We start from the raw sequence: 5,643 nt of genomic DNA on the forward strand, positions 1-5,643 counted from the left end.
GGAGTCCAAAACGACCCAAAACTCACTCAATTAGTCGAAACTGCGGCTTTAGAAGCTTTAGGTCGATCGCGCGTCCAAATTTTACCAGAACCATCCCTGGGCGCGGAAGATTTTTCGATGTACTTAGAACACGCACCGGGAACCATGTTTCGCTTAGGAGTGGGACTGACTGACAAACCGAACTATCCCCTCCATCACCCGCAATTTGAGGTTGATGAAGCGGCCATTGTGACCGGCGCTGTCACCTTAGCCTATGCGGCTTACCAATATTGGAAAAACCAAGTAAGTAGGTAAACTCGCTTTCATTGAATTACCCATAATAAGATTGTGGGGTGGGTAATGGCTCAAAATTGCTTGATGTAAAGTTTATTTGCGCCTAGCGACTTAACAGAATTCTGGCAATTAAACCAGCTAATCTTCGGCAATTTCCCTATAGCAGCGGCCAAATGTGCTAACGTACAATCAAAAATCCCCCATCTTCAACTATCGCGAGACAGATAACCGTGTTCGCTCAAGCACCTCCCACTCCCAATTACAAATGGTTTAGCTGCATTTCTAGCACTGTTTTCACCGCATTGTGCCTGTTGCCCATTTTCAGCGCTGCGGGATACGCCCAAACTCCCCAAAATAGACCGATCAAAATTGGCGTAGTGCAGCGGTTTGGTACCAAAGCAACCGACAAACTGACGCTGAAAGCATTACCGGGCGACAGCTTAACTTTGCGTTACAAAACTCCTCAAGGCATAGAAACCAAAACTGCTGCTAGCATCAAGTTAGAAATAGCCCCGAAACCACTGGAAACGCCTGCAGTAGAAGAACGAGTGGTACTAAGTTCTCACCGCAGTTTTGAGAGTGCTGAAGACAGCGCCAATCAGTGGCGCGCCCAGGGAATAGAAGTAGAAATTGCTCAACCTTTGCGCTGGCAAGTTTGGGCAAAAAGAGATGTTTATAACTCTCCTTTGGTGCGGCGCTGGCTGTTGCAAAGTTTGCAAGCTCAAGGGAACAGAACAGCTTTTTTGGATTCCAAAGTTTTTAAACAAGTACCCCAGGCATTTTGGGTTTTAAACGGCTTTCGTTTCAACCGCAATGAGTTGGATGTGACGGCGGGGAAAAATGTGATTGAGGTATTGGAACAAACCACCCACGAGGCGACAGCTACTGAACCAGAAAAAGCAATTCAACAAACTCGCCGTTATGGCGGCAATTTGCGGCTCCAAAAAAATGCTTACGGCACTTATACTTTAGTGAATGAAGTGCTGACCGAAACTTACTTGCGGGGTGTTGTTCCTCACGAAATTGGGGCTTTTTCGCCTTACGCTGCGATTGTAGCTCAAACTATTTTAGCGAGAACCTACGCCCTGAGAAATTTGCGCCGTTTTGCTGTGGATAATTATGAGTTGTGCGCTGATGTTAACTGCCAAGTTTATCAAGGTTTGACGGAGGTTTACCCGCAAAGCGATAAGGCGATCGCCCAAACGAGCGGTTTGGTGCTAACTTACGAAAATCAGTTAGTAGACGCGCTCTATTCCGCCTCTAGCGGCGGCGTGACAGCCTCTTTTAACGATGTGTGGCAGGGCGCGGAACGTCCATATTTGCGATCGATCGTCGATTCCCCTAACAATGTCTGGGATTTGTCCAAGCAGAGTTTGTCTGACGAAAACAACTTCCGCCGCTTTATCAGTTTGGAAAAAGGGTTTAATGAAGAAAAAGAAGACACTTTTCGGTGGCGCGAACCCGCTTCTTTGACCGCGATTGGTGGATTTCTCAAACAGTATCTTCAGAAAAAACAGCACCCGCTGGCTAATTTTAAAACTGTCACTCAGGTTGAAGTAGTGGAAAGGTCGCTTGCAGGTCGAGTTTTGAAAATGAAGGTTCAAACTGACTTGGGCCCCATCGATATCGACAAAGACGAGATTCGCAATGCTTTTTACCCGCCGATCAGCACGCTTTTTTACCTAGAACCAATTTACAATCCCGACAAAACTCTCAACGGTTATGCTTTTGTCGGAGGCGGTTTCGGACACGGGGTGGGAATGAGTCAGACTGGTGCTTACAATTTGGCTAATTTGGGCTGGAACGGATCTCAAATTCTGGGCTTTTATTTTCCCGGCGCTCAAGTTGTGCCCCTCAGCGATGCCATTACATTTTGGCGCGAATAGTTTATCAGACTCTGCTTCATAGTCGGCGATTTTCCTAGCCCCTAAACAAACTTTCGTCTCTCTCGCTTGAGACTAAATATTAGTCCTAAAACTTTTAGATTTTAGACTTTGGATTCTAGATTGGTTTCACAGTTAATCTAAAATCTGCCATCTAAAATCTAAAATTATTGGGTCAGCTATCTGCTCAAACAGCTACGAATTCATAGATGGGAGTGAGACATTGCTGACGGCTTGGTTGCAGTGTTAGACACAGAAACCCGGTTTCTTAACATAATTGCGCTATTTCAGCTTAATTTTGGAAAGGAGAAACCGGGTTTCTTAGGGTATCACGCAGAGCGTCCTTTCTTAGTAGAGCGATTCTTCTTGGTGAGTTTCGATCGTACAGTCAGACTTGGGATAGGCGACGCAGGTGAGGACAAATCCGGCCTCGATTTGGTCGTCGTCTAAGAAAGATTGGTCGGATTGGTCAATTTCGCCTTTCGTGATTTTGCCGGCGCAGGTGGAGCAAGCACCAGCGCGACAAGAGTAGGGGAGGTCCAGTCCTGCTTCTTCCGCAGCATCGAGAATGTAAGTATCGTCATCAACGTCAATGGTCTGGTTAATTCCTTCGGCTTCGCTGATGAGGGTAACTTTGTAAGTTGCCATGCACTAATCCTCTCAAAAATTCAACAAGATTTATAATTTTTCCTAATGCAACCTTCAAGGCTCTATTAGCTTTGAGGTTAGCTCTTAGGTTTGTTCCCTCTATGATAGTAGGGGATAGAAGGGAGGTTGACACACTTAGTTACAAAACATTTGAATGGGATTAGTTATAACTTTTTCTAATTTCATCTTGATTACTTATACCTATGTTGGGTTCAGCCTTGTGATACTGTTGCCGCAAGACTTGCGCTAAACCACCGGGTTTCTAGGAAAAATCCTATTTTGATCCCTACAGCACAAAAACAGGCTTGTTGGTATGCGGTGTATCGATCGAGTTTCAGCAAGGCCGGCTACAAGGTAAGCCCCGGCAGGCGGTCAAATGTATAGTTAGATCGCATCAAGACTTGGGTGTTGAAGGCTCGATCGAATAAATCGCACCACAACCACAGCTTAAAATCTGCGCGGTAGAACCCTAAAGCCCTGCACCGCAAGTCTGTAACTATCTAAAATCTTAAATCTCAAATCCCATGACTAATATTGATACTCGCTTTGGTTTTTCGGTTAATTCTCCAATTCGCGTGGGGATTGTGGGTACTGGTTTTGCCGCTAAGTTGAGGGCCGAGACAATTCAAGCTGATGGGCGATCGCACTTGGTAGCGGTTGCTGGGCACACCCCGGAGAAAACCGCAGCATTTTGTCAAGGCTTTGGGGCAGAACCTGCGGTTTCCTGGCGCAAGCTGGTAGAAAGAGACGATTTAGATTTGGTGATTGTCTGTACGGTGAATCGGGATCACGGGGCGATCGTCCTGGCGGCGCTAGAAAATGACAAGCACGTTGTGGTGGAATATCCTCTATCTTTAGACGTATTTGAAGCAGAAAGGGCGATCGAACTTGCCGCCCAAAAGCAAAAACTCCTTCACATCGAACACATCGAACTCTTAGGCGGTTTGCACCAAGCAATCAAAGAATCTTTGCCATTAGTCGGTAAAGTTTTTTACGCCCGCTACCTTACTATGACTCCTCAACATCCAGCGCGACAGCGGTGGACTTATCAACATTCCCTCTTTGGGTTTCCGTTAGTTGGTGCAATTTCGCGACTGCACCGATTTACCGATTTGTTCGGGGAAGTGACAAGTGTTAACTGTCAAGCTCTATTTTGGGACACTCAGCCGGATTTCTACAAAGCTTGTTTGTGCAACGCACAGTTGCGCTTTGCCAATGGAGTTGTCGCTGAAGCTGTTTATGGAAAGGGAGAGACTTTTTGGCAGTCAGAAAACATTTTTACCATCTACGGAGAAGCAGGAACGCTGGTTTTCACTCCAGAATCCGGTCAATTAATTCAGGGAGAAAATCGCCGCAATATCAAAGTAGGAACGCGGCGCGGTTTGTTTGCCAAAGACACCGATATGGTGTTGGAATATTTATCAAACGGTACACCTTTGTACGTGGATAAGGCTAGTAGCTTGTACGCTTTGAAGGTGGCAGATGCTGCGAGGCGCTCTAGTGAGACTAGGCAAAATATAGCTGTTGGTAATTAACCATTGGAGATGATAATTTTGCAGTAAGGAATTCAGTCCTCAGTTGATGCTTTTAGTCAATTAGGATTCTTCGTGCTTACTACGAACAACTTTTATTTATGTGTGATGCTAATATATCGAGGTTGATTTTTTACTCGCTCGATCCAACTTTGAATTGCTGGAAATCTCGTTAAATCAAATCCGCCCTCGCCCGCAACGTGAGTGTAAGCAAATAAACCGATGTCAGCAATAGTATAGCGATCGCCAACAAAAAAAGCATGGTTTTCTAAATGCTGTTCCATCACCCCCAAAGCAGTATAACCCGGTGCTTGTTTTTGTTGGAGTGCTTCTCGATATTCCTCAGCTTTTCCTGTCATATACCAAAAACGAGAAGTAGCAATAAAAGGTTCATGGCTGTACTGTTCAAAAAATAACCACTGCATGACTTGAGCGCGTTCAAATTTATCAGTGGAGAAAAACTCAGTTGTTTCGCTCAAGTAAAACATAATCGCATTCGATTCAAACAAAAAAATATCCGGTTCAATTTCTAAAACAGGAATACGCCCGTTAGGATTTTTAATCAAAAATTCAGGGGTTCGACTTTCTCGTTTTATAATATCAACTTCTAGCCGCTCGAAGGGAATATTAAGCTGAGTTAAAAGCAAGCGGATTTTGTAGCAATTCCCAGAGGGAGAATATTCGTAAAGTTTCAACATGAGTATTTTTTTATATACCGCAAAGAACAGTGAACACGCAGAGTTAAGAAAGAAGGAGAAGTTCACAACTGATTATTGTAGCTATTGGGGGGTAAGAGCAGCATTGCTACGTTCAGAAGTAATATGGGTTAGGTGCAACCCAGAGCATCCTAAATTCATCAATATTGGAGAATCAATGAAATTATACTGGAAAAATCCTCCCTTAAATAGCGTTAGGTAAGGATCGCGGAAATGGAAGACGCTCTGCAATATACTTACACAGAGAAAATCATTTAGGATTGCTCTAGATATAGAAAATCATTTAGGATTGCTATAGGTAATGCTTTGTCATTAATCTTGGCATTACCAGCACCTTTATTGGCGGGCATGGGATTTGTGGCAGTTTTTGGTGGCGCTGCCAATACACCGATCGCTGGAACTTTAATGGTAATTAAATTTTTTGGAATAAAATCTGGGGTGTTTTTGGCGATCGCTTGTGTGATGAGTTACCTTTTTTTATGTCATGCTGGCATCTATAGCTCACAGGATATTGCAGGGCTATTTCATTCTAAATAATTCCTTGAGTGTGTTAAGACCAAAGCCAGCAAGTCGTTGAGCTTGAGCCATATT

6 protein-coding genes are annotated in these 5,643 nt (G+C 44.3%); 4 read left to right on the forward strand and 2 right to left on the reverse strand.

The window, feature by feature from the left end; translation table 11 throughout:
* Both QUA33_RS27275 and QUA33_RS27280 read left to right on the forward strand, forming a co-directional pair.
* On the forward strand, positions 1 to 294 hold a 294-nt coding region (locus tag QUA33_RS27275; RefSeq protein WP_333152786.1), incomplete at its 5' end, for a M20/M25/M40 family metallo-hydrolase.
* Positions 295 to 503: 209 nt separating this feature from the next.
* The gene (locus tag QUA33_RS27280) at positions 504 to 2,159 is read left to right on the forward strand and encodes a SpoIID/LytB domain-containing protein (protein WP_333152788.1); all 1,656 of its coding nucleotides are present in this window, start codon (positions 504 to 506) and stop codon (positions 2,157 to 2,159) included.
* 345 nt (positions 2,160 to 2,504) lie between these two features.
* On the opposite strand, the gene QUA33_RS27285 is transcribed toward QUA33_RS27280, so the two are convergent.
* Positions 2,505 to 2,804 carry a ferredoxin gene (locus tag QUA33_RS27285; protein WP_106149950.1) on the reverse strand — a complete coding sequence of 100 codons (300 nt, stop codon included), beginning with the start codon at positions 2,802 to 2,804 and terminating at the stop codon, positions 2,505 to 2,507.
* Positions 2,805 to 3,328: 524 nt separating this feature from the next.
* Here QUA33_RS27285 and QUA33_RS27290 point away from each other — a divergent pair.
* Positions 3,329 to 4,339, forward strand: a complete 1,011-nt coding sequence (locus tag QUA33_RS27290) for a Gfo/Idh/MocA family oxidoreductase (RefSeq protein WP_333152790.1) — start codon at positions 3,329 to 3,331, stop codon at positions 4,337 to 4,339.
* A gap of 92 nt (positions 4,340 to 4,431) precedes the next feature.
* Here QUA33_RS27290 and QUA33_RS27295 read toward each other — a convergent pair whose 3' ends face one another.
* On the reverse strand, positions 4,432 to 5,034 hold the full coding sequence (locus QUA33_RS27295) for a glutathione S-transferase family protein (RefSeq protein WP_333152792.1): 603 nt from the start codon (positions 5,032 to 5,034) through the stop codon (positions 4,432 to 4,434).
* A 324-nt stretch (positions 5,035 to 5,358) separates the two neighbouring features.
* On the opposite strand from QUA33_RS27295, the gene QUA33_RS27300 reads away from it, so the two are divergent.
* A complete protein-coding gene (locus QUA33_RS27300; protein WP_333152794.1) occupies positions 5,359 to 5,589 on the forward strand; it encodes a hypothetical protein in 231 nt (76 codons plus the stop codon).
* Positions 5,590 to 5,643 lie beyond the last annotated feature (54 nt).

The organism is Microcoleus sp. Pol14D4 (genome assembly GCF_036701245.1).
Classification (GTDB): Bacteria; Cyanobacteriota; Cyanobacteriia; order Cyanobacteriales; family Microcoleaceae; genus Microcoleus.